At 61.7% G+C, this 14,954-nt stretch carries 15 protein-coding genes; 8 read left to right on the top strand and 7 right to left on the bottom strand.

Annotated elements, in window-relative coordinates:
• The first annotated feature begins 132 nt into the window (after positions 1-132).
• The 5 genes from A0O30_RS08170 to A0O30_RS08150 all read left to right on the top strand — a co-directional run bounded on the left by A0O30_RS08170 (position 133) and on the right by A0O30_RS08150 (position 5,780).
• The gene (locus A0O30_RS08170; RefSeq protein WP_105946180.1) at positions 133-1,407 is read left to right on the top strand and encodes a glycerate kinase; all 1,275 of its coding nucleotides are present in this window, start codon (positions 133-135) and stop codon (positions 1,405-1,407) included.
• On the top strand, positions 1,404-2,819 hold the full coding sequence (gene pyk, locus A0O30_RS08165; protein WP_016711741.1) for a pyruvate kinase: 1,416 nt from the start codon (positions 1,404-1,406) through the stop codon (positions 2,817-2,819). Before A0O30_RS08170 ends, pyk begins: the two co-directional genes overlap by 4 nt.
• Positions 2,820-2,946: 127 nt before the next feature.
• Positions 2,947-3,819: an urea transporter gene (locus tag A0O30_RS08160; protein ID WP_105946137.1), complete on the top strand. Its 873-nt coding sequence runs from the start codon at positions 2,947-2,949 to the stop codon at positions 3,817-3,819.
• A gap of 45 nt (positions 3,820-3,864) precedes the next feature.
• Positions 3,865-4,689: an ion transporter gene (locus A0O30_RS08155; RefSeq protein WP_105946136.1), complete on the top strand. Its 825-nt coding sequence runs from the start codon at positions 3,865-3,867 to the stop codon at positions 4,687-4,689.
• Positions 4,690-4,781: 92 nt separating this feature from the next.
• Entirely contained in the window at positions 4,782-5,780 is a 999-nt protein-coding gene (locus A0O30_RS08150) for a sulfate ABC transporter substrate-binding protein (RefSeq protein ID WP_060499626.1), read from the top strand.
• Positions 5,781-5,904: 124 nt separating this feature from the next.
• Here the strand turns inward: A0O30_RS08150 and A0O30_RS08145 are convergent, their stop codons facing one another.
• Both A0O30_RS08145 and A0O30_RS08140 read right to left on the bottom strand, forming a co-directional pair.
• Entirely contained in the window at positions 5,905-6,831 is a 927-nt protein-coding gene (locus A0O30_RS08145) for a class I SAM-dependent methyltransferase (protein WP_105946135.1), read from the bottom strand.
• A gap of 33 nt (positions 6,832-6,864) precedes the next feature.
• Entirely contained in the window at positions 6,865-7,761 is an 897-nt protein-coding gene (locus A0O30_RS08140; RefSeq protein WP_105946134.1) for a DMT family transporter, read from the bottom strand.
• Positions 7,762-7,894: 133 nt separating this feature from the next.
• On the opposite strand from A0O30_RS08140, the gene A0O30_RS08135 reads away from it, so the two are divergent.
• From A0O30_RS08135 to A0O30_RS08120, 3 genes are all read left to right on the top strand, one after another.
• Positions 7,895-8,332 carry an Lrp/AsnC family transcriptional regulator gene (locus A0O30_RS08135; RefSeq protein ID WP_043197208.1) on the top strand — a complete coding sequence of 146 codons (438 nt, stop codon included), beginning with the start codon at positions 7,895-7,897 and terminating at the stop codon, positions 8,330-8,332.
• A gap of 455 nt (positions 8,333-8,787) precedes the next feature.
• Entirely contained in the window at positions 8,788-10,320 is a 1,533-nt protein-coding gene (locus tag A0O30_RS08125; protein WP_105946132.1) for an NCS1 family nucleobase:cation symporter-1, read from the top strand.
• A gap of 16 nt (positions 10,321-10,336) precedes the next feature.
• On the top strand, positions 10,337-11,065 hold the full coding sequence (locus A0O30_RS08120; protein WP_060499621.1) for an aspartate/glutamate racemase family protein: 729 nt from the start codon (positions 10,337-10,339) through the stop codon (positions 11,063-11,065).
• Between the two features lie 191 nt (positions 11,066-11,256).
• On the opposite strand, the gene A0O30_RS08110 is transcribed toward A0O30_RS08120, so the two are convergent.
• The 5 genes from A0O30_RS08110 to A0O30_RS08090 all read right to left on the bottom strand — a co-directional run bounded on the left by A0O30_RS08110 (position 11,257) and on the right by A0O30_RS08090 (position 14,649).
• Positions 11,257-11,919, bottom strand: a complete 663-nt coding sequence (locus A0O30_RS08110) for a histidine phosphatase family protein (protein ID WP_105946130.1) — start codon at positions 11,917-11,919, stop codon at positions 11,257-11,259.
• Positions 11,920-12,152: 233 nt separating this feature from the next.
• A complete protein-coding gene (locus A0O30_RS08105; protein ID WP_105946129.1) occupies positions 12,153-12,659 on the bottom strand; it encodes a hypothetical protein in 507 nt (168 codons plus the stop codon).
• A 288-nt stretch (positions 12,660-12,947) separates the two neighbouring features.
• Complete coding sequence (locus tag A0O30_RS08100; protein WP_019099528.1) at positions 12,948-13,286, bottom strand: FKBP-type peptidyl-prolyl cis-trans isomerase; 339 nt, start codon at positions 13,284-13,286, stop codon at positions 12,948-12,950.
• 112 nt (positions 13,287-13,398) lie between these two features.
• Complete coding sequence (locus tag A0O30_RS08095; protein ID WP_105946128.1) at positions 13,399-13,806, bottom strand: GFA family protein; 408 nt, start codon at positions 13,804-13,806, stop codon at positions 13,399-13,401.
• A 54-nt stretch (positions 13,807-13,860) separates the two neighbouring features.
• On the bottom strand, positions 13,861-14,649 hold the full coding sequence (locus A0O30_RS08090; RefSeq protein ID WP_105946127.1) for a PhzF family phenazine biosynthesis protein: 789 nt from the start codon (positions 14,647-14,649) through the stop codon (positions 13,861-13,863).
• Positions 14,650-14,954: the final 305 nt, after the last annotated feature.

The raw sequence follows: 14,954 nt of genomic DNA, 5'->3' as shown, positions 1-14,954 counted from the left end.
CACACACTGGCTGACCTGCGACCACGGGGCAGCCAGTGACACCGAGCAACACCCGCCCCTGGTTCGGCCTGCACGGAGGCAGTTCCAGGGGCGTTTTTGATTCTGCAGAACAACAATAATTGGGAGCCTGCCATGTCGGTCGATCCGCAAAAAATTCTCCGCGAGCTGTTCGACACAGCCATCGCTGCCGCCCACCCCCGTCAAGTCCTCGAACCCTACCTGCCCGTCGACCGTAGCGGCCGGGTGATTGTCATCGGCGCCGGCAAGGCCGCAGCCGCCATGGCCGAAGTGGTCGAGAAAAGCTGGCAGGGCGAAGTCTCTGGCCTGGTCGTCACCCGCTACGGCCACGGCGCCAATTGCCAAAAAATCGAAGTGGTCGAAGCCGCCCACCCGGTCCCCGACGCCGCCGGCCTGGCCGTTGCCAAGCGCGTGCTGGACCTGGTCAGCAACCTCAACGAAGACGACCGCGTCATCTTCCTGCTGTCTGGCGGTGGTTCCGCCCTGCTGGCGCTGCCGGCCGAGGGCCTGACCCTGGCCGACAAGCAGCAGATCAACAAGGCACTGCTCAAATCCGGCGCCACCATCGGCGAGATGAACTGCGTGCGCAAGCACCTCTCGGCGATCAAAGGCGGCCGCCTGGCCAAGGCCTGCTGGCCTGCCACCGTTTACACCTATGCGATTTCCGACGTACCGGGCGACCTGGCAACGGTCATCGCCTCCGGCCCCACCGTGGCCGACCCGAGCACCTCGACCGATGCCCTGGCCATCCTCAAGCGCTACAGCATCGAAGCGCCGCAAGCGGTCATCGACTGGCTGAACAACCCAGCCTCGGAAACCGTCAAAGCCGACGATCCGGCCCTGGCCCGCAGCCACTTCCAGCTGATCGCCAAGCCCCAGCAGTCGCTTGAAGCCGCCGCCGTGAAAGCCCGCCAGGCCGGTTTCAGCCCGCTGATCCTCGGTGACCTGGAAGGCGAATCGCGCGAAGTGGCCAAGGTACACGCCGGTATCGCCCGGCAGATCGTGCTGCATGGCCAGCCGCTGAAAGCCCCCTGCGTGATCCTGTCCGGCGGCGAAACCACCGTGACCGTGCGCGGCAATGGCCGTGGCGGGCGCAACGCCGAGTTCCTGCTCAGCCTTACCGAAAGCCTGAAAGGCCTGCCGGGTGTGTACGCCCTGGCCGGTGATACCGACGGCATCGATGGCTCGGAAGAAAATGCCGGTGCCTTCATGACCCCAGGCAGTTACGCACGCGCCGAGGCCCTGGGCCTTTCGGCCAGCGACGAGCTGGACAACAACAACGGCTACGGCTATTTCGCCGCGCTGGATGCGCTGATCGTCACCGAACCAACCCGCACCAACGTCAACGATTTCCGCGCCATCCTGATCCTTGAGACTGCCCAATCATGACGCCTGATAAAAAAGTAAAGATCCTCGCCACCCTCGGCCCTGCGATCAAAGGCAAAGACGACATCCGCCAGCTGGTCGAGGCCGGGGTGAACATCTTCCGCCTCAACTTCAGCCACGGCGAACACGCTGACCACGCCTTGCGCTACCAGTGGATCCGCGAAGTCGAGCAGCAGCTCAACTACCCGCTGGGCATCCTCATGGACCTGCAAGGGCCCAAGCTGCGTGTTGGCCGCCTGGCCGAAGGCAAGGTGCAACTGCAGCGTGGTCAGTCATTGCGCCTGGACCTGGACACGACGCCGGGCAACAGCGAGCGGGTCAACCTGCCCCATCCGGAAATCATCGCTGCGCTGGAGCCGGGCATGGACCTGCTGGTGGACGATGGCCGCCTGCGCCTGCGGGTGACTGCCAAGCACGCCGACGCCATCGACACGACCGTGCTGAACGGCGGCGAGCTGTCCGACCGCAAGGGCGTGAACGTGCCGCAAGCGGTACTCGACCTCTCCCCGCTTACCGAAAAAGACCGCCGCGACCTGGCCTTCGGCCTGGAACTGGGCGTGGACTGGGTGGCCCTGTCGTTCGTGCAGCGCCCGGAAGACATCGTCGAAGCCCGCCAGCTGATTGGCGACCGCGCTTACCTGATGGCCAAGATCGAAAAGCCATCGGCCGTCGAACAGCTGCAAGCCATCGCCGAACTGGCAGACGCCATCATGGTGGCCCGTGGTGACCTGGGCGTGGAAGTGCCGGCCGAAAGCGTGCCACAGATCCAGAAACGCATCATCGGCACCTGCCGCCAGCTGGGCAAACCAGTGGTGGTGGCCACGCAGATGCTCGAATCCATGCGCTTCTCGCCGGCACCGACCCGCGCCGAAGTTACCGACGTGGCCAACGCCGTGGCCGAAGGTGCCGATGCGGTGATGCTGTCGGCCGAGACCGCTTCGGGTGACTACCCGCTGGAAGCCGTGCAGATGATGAGCAAGATCATCCGCCAGGTGGAAAACGGCCCGGACTACCAGGCCCAGCTCGACGTTGGCCGGCCGAAAGCCGAAGCCACGGTATCGGACGCCATCAGCTGCGCCATCCGCCGTATCAGCGGCATCCTGCCGGTGGCGGTGCTGGTCAACTACAGCGAATCGGGCGCCTCCACCCTGCGTGCTGCGCGCGAGCGGCCACGGGCACCGATCCTCAACCTGACGCCGAACCTGAACACCGCTCGCCGTTTGAGCGTGGCGTGGGGCGTGCATTCGGTGGTCAACGACCGCCTGCGCCAGGTGGACGAGGTTGTGTCGACTGCGCTGGAGATTGCCCAGGCGCAAGGCATGGCCAGCCGTGGCGATACGCTGCTGATCACGGCCGGTGTGCCTTTTGGCAAGCCGGGGTCGACTAACACGCTGCGGATCGAGACCTTGATCTAAGCAACCACACCTCCCCAGTGGGAGCGGGCTTGCCCGCTCCCACTGGGTTAGCGGTGTTGCACACAACAGCGGAAAACCCGAGGCCCAAAGAGGCCCACCGCTTCCCTTCAACCTCACTGACTGCCCCATGTACACCAAAAATTTCGTCAACCCGTGCCCCGACTGGGCCACGGCGTTACTCAACGGCTTCAGCCAGGTGCTGCTGCTGCGCACCCCCCTGTGCGGCCTGTGCTGCCTGCTGGCCATCCTGCTGACCGCCCCCGACCTGGTCGGCGGTGCCCTGCTCGGTGCCCTGGCCGGCCTGATCACCGCCCAGGCCCGTGGTTACGACCGCGCCGACCGCCAGGCCGGGCTGTACTGCTACAACGGTGTGCTGATTGGCCTGCTGATCAGCGCCGTGCTGCCGTGGTCGGTCATCCTGCCACCGCTGATCATTGCTGCAGGCGGCCTGTCCAGCATCATCACCCACCAGTGGCGCAAACGCGGCGGCAAGCTGCTGATCGCCTACACGGCGCCGTTCGTGCTGCTGGGTTGGGCCGTGCTGTTGTTCGCCAGCCCTTCGCCCAGCGGCTTCGTCGAGGCCGACCCGCTATATGCTTTGGCGCGGGGTGTGGGCCAGATTTTCCTGCTCGACCAACCTTTGGCCGGATTGCTGATCATGGTCGGCATGTTCATCGCCAACCCTTATGCCGCGATGTGGGCAGTGATCGGCTCAGCCATTGGTGGCGGTGTGGCATTGCTGACCGACCAGGCGCAGGCTGCGTGGTTGGGCCTGTACGGTTTCAATGCGGCACTGGCGGCATTGGCCTTCAGCAGGCAGGGTGAGAAACCGTGGGTGACAATGCTGGCAATTGCCTTGGCCTTGCTGCTGCAACCGGTGTTCACGCTGCTGCCTGTGGCAGGTCTGACTGCGCCCTTTGTCGCCGCCTGCTGGCTGATGCATGCGGGCAACCATCTGGCCCAGCCCAGACAGCGCAATGCCAGCCGCTTGCACAGCTGAAACGCAACCCCTAGGCTCAGCCCATCGCTTTTGTGGACCGAGCTAATGAACAACCCTGCGAGCCTGCGTGAACGGCTCTTCGTTATCGTCTTCCAGACCGACACCGTGGCTGGAAGACGCTTCGACAAAATCCTCCTGCTAATCATCCTCGCCAGCCTGGTCACGGTGATCCTCGACAGCATCGACGAAATACACCAAGGCTACGCCGGCCTGCTGGCAGCCATCGAATGGGGCTTTACCGCGATCTTCCTGGCCGAGTACCTCACCCGCCTGTACTGCTCGCCCAAGCCCCTGCGCTATGCGTTCAGCTTCTACGGCCTGGTCGACTTGCTGGCGATCGTGCCGGGGATCATCGCGCTGTACTACAGCGACGCCCAGTACCTGCTGATCATCCGGGTGATCCGGATGCTGCGGATCTTCCGCGTGCTCAAGCTCAGCCCGTACCTCAAGCAGGCCCATTACCTGATGGAGGCACTGCGCGGCAGCAAGCAGAAGATCATCGTGTTTCTGGTCACGGTCTCGACCCTGGTAACCGTGTTCGGCACCTTGATGTATGTGATCGAAGGACCGGAGCATGGCTTTACCAGCATCCCCAAAGGCATCTACTGGGCCATCGTCACACTCACTACCGTGGGGTTTGGCGATATCGTGCCGAAGACGCCCCTGGGCCAGGTGCTGTCGTCGCTGGTGATGATTACGGGTTACTCAATTATTGCCGTGCCGACCGGCATCTTTACCGCCGAGCTGGCCAATGCCATGCGTGGTGAACAGCTGCAGCATGATTGCCCGACTTGCAGCAAGAAGACCCATGAGCATGGCGCCGCGTTCTGTTCCCGGTGTGGGAATGTACTGTTCCCGAAAACTGAATAAGCAAAGAGCCATTTCGTCTTTAAAGCCCCAAGAACCAAACGCTATAGTCGCTGGCACACTGCCAAACATCTGAACCATAACAAGGAAGCAACGTGAAAAAACTCTTCACCGCCTCGCTGCTCGCCGCAGGCCTGGCCCTGGGCAACCTCGCCCAGGCCGCCCCTACCCTGCTGAACGTTTCCTACGACGTGATGCGCGACTTTTACAAGGACTACAACCCGGCCTTCCAGAAACACTGGGAAGCCGAGCACAAAGAGAAGGTCAACGTGCAGATGTCCTTCGGCGGCTCCAGCAAGCAGGCGCGTGCAGTGATCGATGGCCTGCCGGCCGACGTCATCACCATGAACATGGCCACCGACATCAACGCCCTGGCCGACAACGGCAAGCTGGTACCGGACAACTGGGTAACCCGCCTGCCGAACAACAGCGCGCCGTTCACCTCGGCCACCGTGTTCATCGTGCGCAAGGGCAACCCGAAAGCCCTGAAAGACTGGCCCGATCTGCTGAAGGACGGTGTGCAGGTGATCGTGCCCAACCCGAAAACCTCGGGTAACGGCCGCTACACCTACCTGTCCGCCTGGGGTTATGTACTCAAGCAAGGCGGTGACGAGGCCAAGGCCCGTGACTTCGTTGGCAAGCTGTTCAAGCAAGCGCCGGTGCTGGATACCGGTGGCCGTGCTGCTACCACCACGTTCATGACCAACCAGATCGGCGACGTGCTGGTCACCTTCGAGAACGAAGCCGAAATGATCGCCCGCGAGTTCGGTCGCGACCAGTTCGAAGTGGTTTACCCAAGCGTGTCGGCCGAGGCCGAGCCACCGGTGAGCGTGGTGGACAAGGTGGTCGCCAAGAAGGGTACCCAGGCCGTGGCCGAGGAATACCTGAAGTACCTGTGGTCGCCAGAAGCTCAGGAGATCGCCGCCAACAACTACCTGCGCCCACGGGATGCGACGGTACTGGCCAAGTACACCGACCGTTTCCCGAAAGTGGACTTCCTGTCGGTGGAGAAAACCTTTGGTGACTGGCGCACCGTGCAGAAGACCCACTTCAATGATGGCGGCGTGTTTGACCAGATTTATAGCGGTCAGTAAATGATGTAGGCAGGCCCGGCCCTATCGCCGGCAAGCCAGCTCCCACAGGTACTGCACAATGCCCAAGCCGCGTGCAGTACCAGTGGGAGCTGGCTTGCCGGCGATAGGGCCGGTACTGGCAAACTCAGGTCTGACGGAATACCAAAGCCTTCAAGCCCCCCGCCGGGTCCACATCGGGAAACTCCGGCGGGTTCTCCAACCGCTCGACAAACGCCAGCGAAGGCGCCTGCTCCGCCATCCCCTCGATCAGAAATTCCGGCCCGATCCCCGGGTCGTTCACGCACGCCAGCACTGTGCCACCCACATTCAGCAACTCCGGCAACCGCCGCAGGATCTTCGCGTAATCCTGGGTCAGCACAAAACTGCCACGCTGGAACGTGGGCGGGTCGATGATGATCAGGTCATAAGGCCCGTACCTGCGCACCTTGCCCCACGATTTGAACAGCTCATGCCCCAGGTAAGCCACCCGCGATGCATCGTGGCCATTCAGGCGGTGGTTATCACGGCCACGGGACAACGCCGACTTGGCCATGTCCAGGTTCACCACCTGCTCGGCGCCACCGGCAATCGCCGCCACCGAAAAACCGCAGGTGTAGGCGAACAGGTTCAACACACGCTTGCCCGCTGCCTGCTCGCGCACCCAGCGCCGGCCGTAGCGCATGTCGAGGAACAGGCCATTGTTCTGCCGCACGCCCAGGTCCAGCAGGTAGGTCAGGCCATCCTCGACCACCTCACGCTGCTGGCACGGCTCGCCCAGCAGCCACTGGCCCGGGCTGTCGGGCAGGTAGCGGTGCTGAATGAGGATCGCCTGGCCAGACCACTGCGGGCGTTCGGCAAAGGCACGCAACATGGCTTCCAGTTCAGCCAGCTGGCCCTCGGGTGGCTCGCGGAACAAGGCGACCGACAGCACCCCCTGCAACCAGTCGACCGTCACTTGCTCCAGGCCCACCCAGCAGCGGCCACGGCCGTGAAACAGTCGGCGGGTTTCCTGCGGGGCAGGGTCGAACGCGGCGAGCAGGTGTTGCTCAAGGGTGTGGATCGGCGAAGTCATGGTGGGTCGCAAACAAATGAAAAGGCCGCCATTCTACCCCTTGACCGCCACTTGTGCAGAACGGAACCACCAGCCCTGCTGCATCCCCGCCGCCGCCACCAGGATCAAACCCACGCCCAGCCACTGCAGCGGCGCCAGCCGATGCCCGAACGCCACCCAGTCCACCAGAATCGCCGCAATCGGGTAGATGAACGACAGCGCCCCGGTCAACGCCGTGGGCAGACGCTGGATGGCACTGTAAAGCAGCACATACATCAGGCCGGTGTGCACCATGCCCAGTGCCAACAAGCTGGCCAACGCCGGCACTTCTCCAGGCAACCCGCCAGGCCTGACCCAGGGTGCCAGCATCAGCACACCGGTGGTTACCTGGATCAATGCAATCAGGTGAGGCGGCGTGCCACTCAGGCGCTTGATGATCAGTGCAGCGATTGCGTACAAGAACGCCGCCCCCAGCGCCAGGGCAATTCCCAGCAGATAATCCTCACCGCCACCCTGCCCCGCGCCGTGGGCACTGACGATGGCCAACATGCCGAGGAAGGCGACGCTCAGCCAAGTCACCTTGGCCAAGGTGATTTTCTCGCCCAGGAACAGCGCCGCCAGCCCCACCAGCAGAAACGGCTGCACGTTGTACACCGCCGTGCCAATGGCAATCGACGCCCGCGAGTAAGAGGCAAACAACAGTAACCAGTTGCCGACAATCGCCACCCCACTGGCAATCGCCAGCAAGAACGCCGTGCGGCTGATCACTCCCGGCCGCAGAAAGCCAAACGCGGCGCAGATCACCAGCAAGGTCACGGCGCCGAACACGCAGCGCCAGAACACCACCTCAAGCACGGGCTGGCCGGACACCAGCACGAACCAGCCGATGGTCCCGGAAATCAGCATGGCAGCGACCATTTCCAGCGAGCCACGGCGCAATGAACTGTCCATCTCACACCTCCCGTTGACGATGGCAACAGTATGCAAAGGATACCGGTGTGCCATCCAGCGGATAACGAAGGCAGATTGGCATACCTGCCTTTACTATCAAGGTAAATAACGCGAATGACCTATTGAGGTGACCGTGACTGACGCCATCGACCAACTCCTGATCAATGCACTGATGGAGGACTCGCGCCGCTCGCTGAAGGCCCTGGCGCAGGTGAGCGGGCTGTCCGCACCCAGCGTCAGCGAGCGCCTGCGCCGGCTGGAGGAGCGTGGCGTGCTGCGCGGCTACACCGTGGAGGTCGACCCGCGCGCGTTTGGCTACCAGTTGCAGGCCATCGTGCGTATCCGCCCGCTGCCGGGGCAGTTGCAGGAGGTGGAGCGGCAGATCATTGCAATACCTGAGTTCACCGAGTGCGACAAGGTTACTGGCGAAGACTGCTTCATTGCCCGGCTGCATGTGCGCTCGATGGAGCAACTGGACACCCTGCTCGACCGCATCAATGTGCTGGCCGAGACCAACACCGCAATCATCAAGAAGAGCCCGGTGAAGCGGCGGTTGCCGCCGATGGATTGAGAGGCGGCACAGCAAAACCTGACTATTTTTTGTGCACAAAAATGTCACCTTAAGTGCCATTTTTGTGTGCACTTTCTCCGGTAACGCCCCAATACGTTACACACTACCCTGCAACTAATTTTGACCATTCGATCAACTAATTATCTGCCTAAAAATTTAAACCTGTTTATTTGGTCAACTTATAGTTCCTGAATTTCATGAACTTATCTTTCGAAGCCCTAGATTCGAAATGACAGCCCTTTAACGCTTGCTCTTTCCTTGGCATGGAACTCGCTTTTGTGTCCTCGTGTTTTGTATACAAACCAAACAAAACATAAATACACAAGAACCCGCGACGCCGGTCCAATCCCGGCCGCCGCGCCCAGAACCCTGTGATGCCAAGCTGCACCGACGAGATGGCGAGCCCGTGCGCATGCCCGCTCATCGCAGTCCATGTGCATCAGGAGCCCGCCGGAATGAGTAGCAGCCTCGACCTTGCCCCTGAACTATCCGTCGCCAGCACCCACCCTGCTTCCACACTTGACGGCAGCCAGCCAGCGCTGGCCCTGAGCCCGCGCCTGCATAACCGCGACCTTGCACCTACCCGTATCGAAGGCCGCCGCTGGGGTGGCTACAGCATCTTCGCGTTGTGGACAAACGATGTGCACAATATCGCCAACTATTCGTTCGCCATGGGCTTGTTCGCCCTTGGCCTGGGTGGCTGGCAAATCCTGCTGTCGCTGGCGATTGGCGCGGCGCTGGTGTACTTCTTCATGAACCTGTCCGGCTACATGGGGCAGAAAACCGGCGTTCCCTTCCCGGTCATCAGCCGCATCGCCTTCGGCATCCACGGCGCGCAGATTCCGGCGCTGATCCGCGCCGTCATCGCCATTGCCTGGTTCGGCATCCAGACCTACCTCGCCTCCGTGGTGCTGCGCGTGCTACTGACCGCCGTGTGGCCGCACATGGCAGCCTACGACCATGACAGCATCCTCGGCCTTTCAAGCCTGGGCTGGGTGTGCTTCGTGTCGATCTGGCTGGTGCAGCTGGTGATCCTGGCGTACGGCATGGAGATGGTGCGCCGCTACGAGGGTTTCGCCGGCCCGGTGATCCTGCTGACCGTCTCGGCCCTGGCGGTGTTCATGTACTTCCAGGCCGACACGCGCATCGCCTGGTCGGTGGCCGAGCCGCTGACCGGTTACGAGATGTGGCGCAACATCTTTGCCGGCGGTGCGCTGTGGTTGGCGATTTACGGCACCCTGGTGCTGAACTTCTGTGACTTTGCCCGCTCCTCGCCGTGCCGCAAGACCATTCGCGTGGGCAACTTCTGGGGCCTGCCGGTAAATATCCTGGTATTCGCCATCATCACCGTGGTGCTGAGCGGCGCGCAGTTCCAGATCAACGGCCAGATTATCGACAGCCCGACGCAGATCGTCGCGGCCATCCCGAGCACACCCTTCCTGGTACTTGGCTGCCTGGCCTTCCTGATCGTCACCGTGGCAGTGAACATCATGGCCAACTTCGTCGCCCCGGCCTTCGTGCTCAGCAACCTGGCGCCGCGTCACCTCAACTTCCGCCGCGCCGGGTTGATCAGTGCCACCGTGGCGGTGCTGATCCTGCCGTGGAACCTGTACAACAGCCCATTGGTGATCGTGTACTTCCTGTCGGGCCTGGGCGCCCTGCTCGGCCCGCTGTACGGGGTGATCATGTCCGACTACTGGTTGCTGCGCAAAGGCTGCATCAACGTGCCGCAGCTCTACAGCGAAGACCCGGCCGGTGCCTACCACTACACCAAGGGCATCAACCTGCGCGCCGTGGCAGCCTTCGTGCCGGCCGCACTGCTGGCCATTGTCCTGGCGCTGGTCCCCCACTTCCAGCATGTGGCGCCGTTCTCCTGGCTGATCGGTGCTGGCATCGCCGCCGCCCTGTACCTGCTGATCGCGCCTCGCAACCGCCACTACCACGACGTCAGCGGCGAGTGCATCGCTGTCGACCACAGCAGCCATTGATCAAGGAAGCCTGCCCATGCGTATTCTGATTGCCAACGTCAACACCACCGAAGCCATCACCGAGGCCATTGCCGAACAAGCGCGCAGTGTCGCCACCCCCGGCACCGAGATCATTGGCCTCACCCCCTGGTTTGGCGCCGAGTCGGTGGAAGGCAATTTCGAGAGTTACCTGGCTGCCATCGCCGTGATGGACCGGGTGCTGGCCTATGAAGGCCCCTACGACGCCGTGATCCAGGCCGGCTACGGCGAACACGGCCGTGAAGGCTTGCAGGAGCTGTTGAACGTACCGGTAGTGGACATTACCGATGCAGCCGCCAGCACGGCGATGTACCTGGGCCATGCTTACTCGGTGGTGACCACCCTGGACCGCACCGTGCCGCTGATCGAGGACCGTTTGAAGCTCTCCGGGCTGTACGACCGCTGCGCCTCGGTAAGGGCCAGCGGGCTGGCCGTGCTGGAACTGGAAGAAGACCCGCAGCGTGCGGTGGAAGCCATCGTGGAGCAGGCCGAGCGAGCCGTGCGTGATGACAAGGCCGAGGTGATCTGCCTGGGCTGCGGCGGCATGGCCGGGCTGGATGAGCAGATCCGCCAACGCACCGGCGTGCCGGTGGTGGATGGTGTGAGCGCGGCGGTGACCATTGCCGAATCGCTGGTGCGCATGGGGTTGAGTACCTCCAAGGTGCGCACCTATGCCACGCCACGGGCGAAGAAAGTGGTGGGTTGGCCTATGCGGTTTGGCCGTTAAAGGTATTTAACCTGCTCCGGCCCTATCGCCGGCAAGCCAGCTCCCACAGGTGTTGCACAGGCTTCAACATGTGTGCGGTCCCTGTGGGAGCTGGCTTGCCGGCGATAGGGCCGGTACAGGTCAAACCATCAACCGGGTCAAGCACTCTGCACTGCCACGGGCCAAGGTAAATTACCCGTCACGCTAAAACCTCATGTCGGGCAGCTATGCGCACCGTCATTCAAACCCTGGCGCACATTGCGGCTGAGCAGGCTGGCCTTGCCGTCGTGCCAGGTCAGGGTCAGTACATAGAGGGTATCGAAGTCATCGCCGTTCCAGTCATCGGTAATCACCCGCTCTTCACCCAGCGCCTTGCCGGCCACGGTATTGATCAACTCCGGGAGGTAACCATGCGACCAGGCGGTGTAGATGGTTGCATTGCGGTACTTGTCGCTCAGCAGCTCGTCAGCCAGTTCGTCGGTGTCGTTGGCGCCATAGTCGATGTTCACCGGCAGGCCCAGACGGATGGCGCTGGGGGTAATGGTCATCAACGGGCGGATGTAGCTGTAGCTTTCGTCCTTGCTGCCTTCCTCGACATGCCGCGAAGGATTGGCAGCAAACACGTAATCGGCCTTGCCAAAGCGCTCGGGCAGCACAGTGGCCAGGTCCAGCGCACGGTTCAAGCCTTGGCAGTTCAACTGGCCCAGCCCCTCGCCCGGCTTCTCGGCATGGCGCAGGAACACCAGGGTCTGGGTGCCATCCACCGGTTGCGCACGGCTTTCGACAGCCTCCAGCGCCAGCGGTACGGCGACAGCTGTAAGCACCAGGCTCAGCAGCAAGTGACGGCGACGGCGGAAGAATGTTGGCAACTTCATCAAGGCAGGCTCGTGTGGCAAAGAAAATCGGATTAACCCGCCACATCGCCCCATCAGCTGCAGGGCGCCCTTGTAGTGAATGCCATCCTTGGCAACGAGTGAGGGTCAGAGTGCCCTGAACCCGTTTGGTTCCTCCCTGGAGGTAGATGCCGTTCCCTAGGCAAGGCCTAGGTTAGGGGATGGGTGTTTCTGAATTGTGTCCGTTCGTACCTTGTCACTTCCACCGCTGACCGCTACGGCACTCCAGCCGTTTCACCCCGAGAGTCTGAATCGATAATGATTACATCGAACACCTGTTCAATGACCTGCTTCGGGCCTTGATTCAAACTCCACGTGAAGAACACCAGAAAGCCCAGCAAGAATACGAAGAGGATTGAGCCCACGAGACTCTGCGCCACGCCCAACCAGAATCCGGGCTTGGCCTCCCTGATCTCGCTGCTTGCCTTGTCGGAATAGTACTGCTCAAGCTCCACAGCCTGCGCCGCGATCGAGGCATCAAGAAATCCCTGAGCAAGCTGGCTGGCCTGATTACGGTAACCCTCTATCTGCGAGGGGCTGTTACTGACATCGTGGAAAGGCGCCAGGTCTTCATCCCGCGGTTCCCGGTCATGCTTTTCCTTGAAAGCCTGGATAAACTCGATTTTTTGCCTCTTGTAAAGCGAATAGGCAATGATACCGAGCGTATCTTGCTCATTCTCCACAAGCACCGAGTAGATGTGGTTGTAACAGCCGTCAGCCATCAGGCTATTACCCCTTGCGTAATCGGCAGTACGCAGCTGCGAAGGCTGCCTTCAATTCAGAGCGTGTTTTTCGGGTGTTTGTAACCACACTCGCCAGTTCACGCGGCAACGAGATTTCCATTCGCGCGCCTGATGCCACCAGCAACGCATTGGCTTCGCGAACCACTCGAGATGAAAAATGCGATTTCATAGAGGACTACCCTGTACGCTCACTAAGCCTGCAAGGTTAGCCGACCCTAAATAGCACCTCAATCAGGCATCGATCGACAGAGCGTGTAGTCCTTTTCCTCAATCATCCCGCGTCAGCACTTCCAGCAATTCGATCTCGAAGGTCAGGTCCGAATTCGGCGGGATCGCCCCCACGCTGCGCTCGCCATAGCCCAGGTGTGCTGGAACCTGCAGCTTGCGCTTGCCACCCACACGCATGCCCATCAGGCCTTGATCCCAGCCTTTGATCACCCGGCCGGTGCCGATCACGCACTGGAACGGCTTGCCGCGTGACCAGGACGAATCGAACTCGCTGCCGTCGGCCAGCCAGCCGGTGTACTGGGTGGTGATCAGGGCGCCTTTGACGGCGGCTTTGCCATCACCCTCCACCAGGTCGATGATCTGCAGTTCTTGGCTCATGGGCACGCTCCAACGCGGGAAAACAAAGCTGCCCTTTTCTCAGGAATGCACCGGTTTTGCAAGTTTGCGCGGTGTTTCATGCCGCCGCTTCAAACCGGGCCGCGCTGAGCAATCAGCTGTTCTGCTCGAACACCTCTTGGCCAGTCAGTTCCTTGGTCTGGTTGGCGAAGCAGTACCAGGCGGGTTTTTCTTCCACGAAAATCTGCAGGTTGAAATCCCACGCCTGGTCACCGTCGAGCAGGCCGACCGGCACGGCATGGAAGTCGTTGGCCTTGAGCCGGTAATACAGGTGCGTGCCGCACTGGCCGCAAAACGCGCGCTGAGCCCAGTCAGACGACTCATACACCGAGGGCACACGCCCTTCGATCACCGGGGGCCGGCTGCACTCCACAACCAGCAGCGGGCCGCCAGTCCATTTGCGGCACATGCTGCAATGGCAGGCACTGACATGGGTGTTGTCTACAGTGACCTTGAGCGTGGTGGCGCGACACAGGCAAGTGCCTTGTTTTTCCAGGGCCATGGCTGGCTCCTTGAACAGGGAAAGAGCCAGCCAGTATAGATGCCTGAACGGGCCTCAGAAGTAGACGGTACCGCGCAGGTACAACGCCGCCCGCCCGCTGATGATTACCCGGCCATTGCCCGGCACTTCGCACTGCAGCTGCCCTTTGCGCGCCCCGCCCTGCTCACAGCTCAGTACCCGCTTGCCCAGGCGCTCCGCCCACACCGGTGCCAGCGAGGTGTGGGCCGAACCGGTTACCGGGTCTTCATTCACGCCTACCCGCGGGCCGAACCAGCGGGTGACGAAATCAAAACCACGCCCTGCTGCCGTCACGGCAATACCACGCACGTCGAACGTGTTCAACGCAACGAAGTCCGGCTTCAGGGTGTCGAGGATCAACGCATCGTCGATCACCACCACATAGTCGTCGCTTTGGTACAACGCCTGTGCCTGGTTCAAACCCAGCGCTTGCAGCAACCCTGCCGGGATATCCACTGCAACCGGCTGCTTGGCCGGGAAATCCATCGCCAGCAACCCGTCAGCGCCACGGCTGACGCGCAGTTCGCCACTGCGGGTGTTGAAGCGCAGCACCTTTGCCTGCTCGCCCAGTTGCTCGAACAGCACATAGGCGGACGCCAGGGTGGCGTGGCCGCACAGGTCAACTTCCACGGTCGGGGTGAACCAGCGCAGGTCGTAGGTTTCACCATTGCGCACGAAATAGGCGGTTTCCGACAGGTTGTTCTCTTCGGCGATGCGCTGCAGCACATCGTCCGGCAGCCAGCTTTGCAGCGGAATCACGGCGGCCGGGTTGCCACCGAACGGTTCGGCGGAAAAGGCATCGACCTGGAAGATTTCGAGTTGCATGCACACACTCCTTGTTGCCCGGGTGTTGCCAGGCAGATGGCTGAAAGGGTTACTTAGGTACCTTGCGGCAGTACAGTGACGCACGCATCAGTGTCGACCGCGCTGGCATGGCCGATCTTCACCAGATAGCCCTCGGCGAAGGCGCAATTTTGCGCAAGCCACCTGCGGGTCAATTCGAGGTGTCATTATGCGGAGTGATCGACCAGTACAGTCAACCGAAATATCAAGGTAAAACTGTACTGTACCGCCACACAAAGCCCCGCTCTTGATCTTGATCTTCGCGACTTCAGGAGGCCGAACGCAGG

The sequence above is a fragment of the Pseudomonas sp. LLC-1 genome (genome assembly GCF_002992185.1).
GTDB lineage: Bacteria > Pseudomonadota > Gammaproteobacteria > Pseudomonadales > Pseudomonadaceae > Aquipseudomonas > Aquipseudomonas monteilii.
Note: the sequence above shows the minus strand (reverse complement) of the source record. Positions and strands in the feature narration are given on the sequence as shown.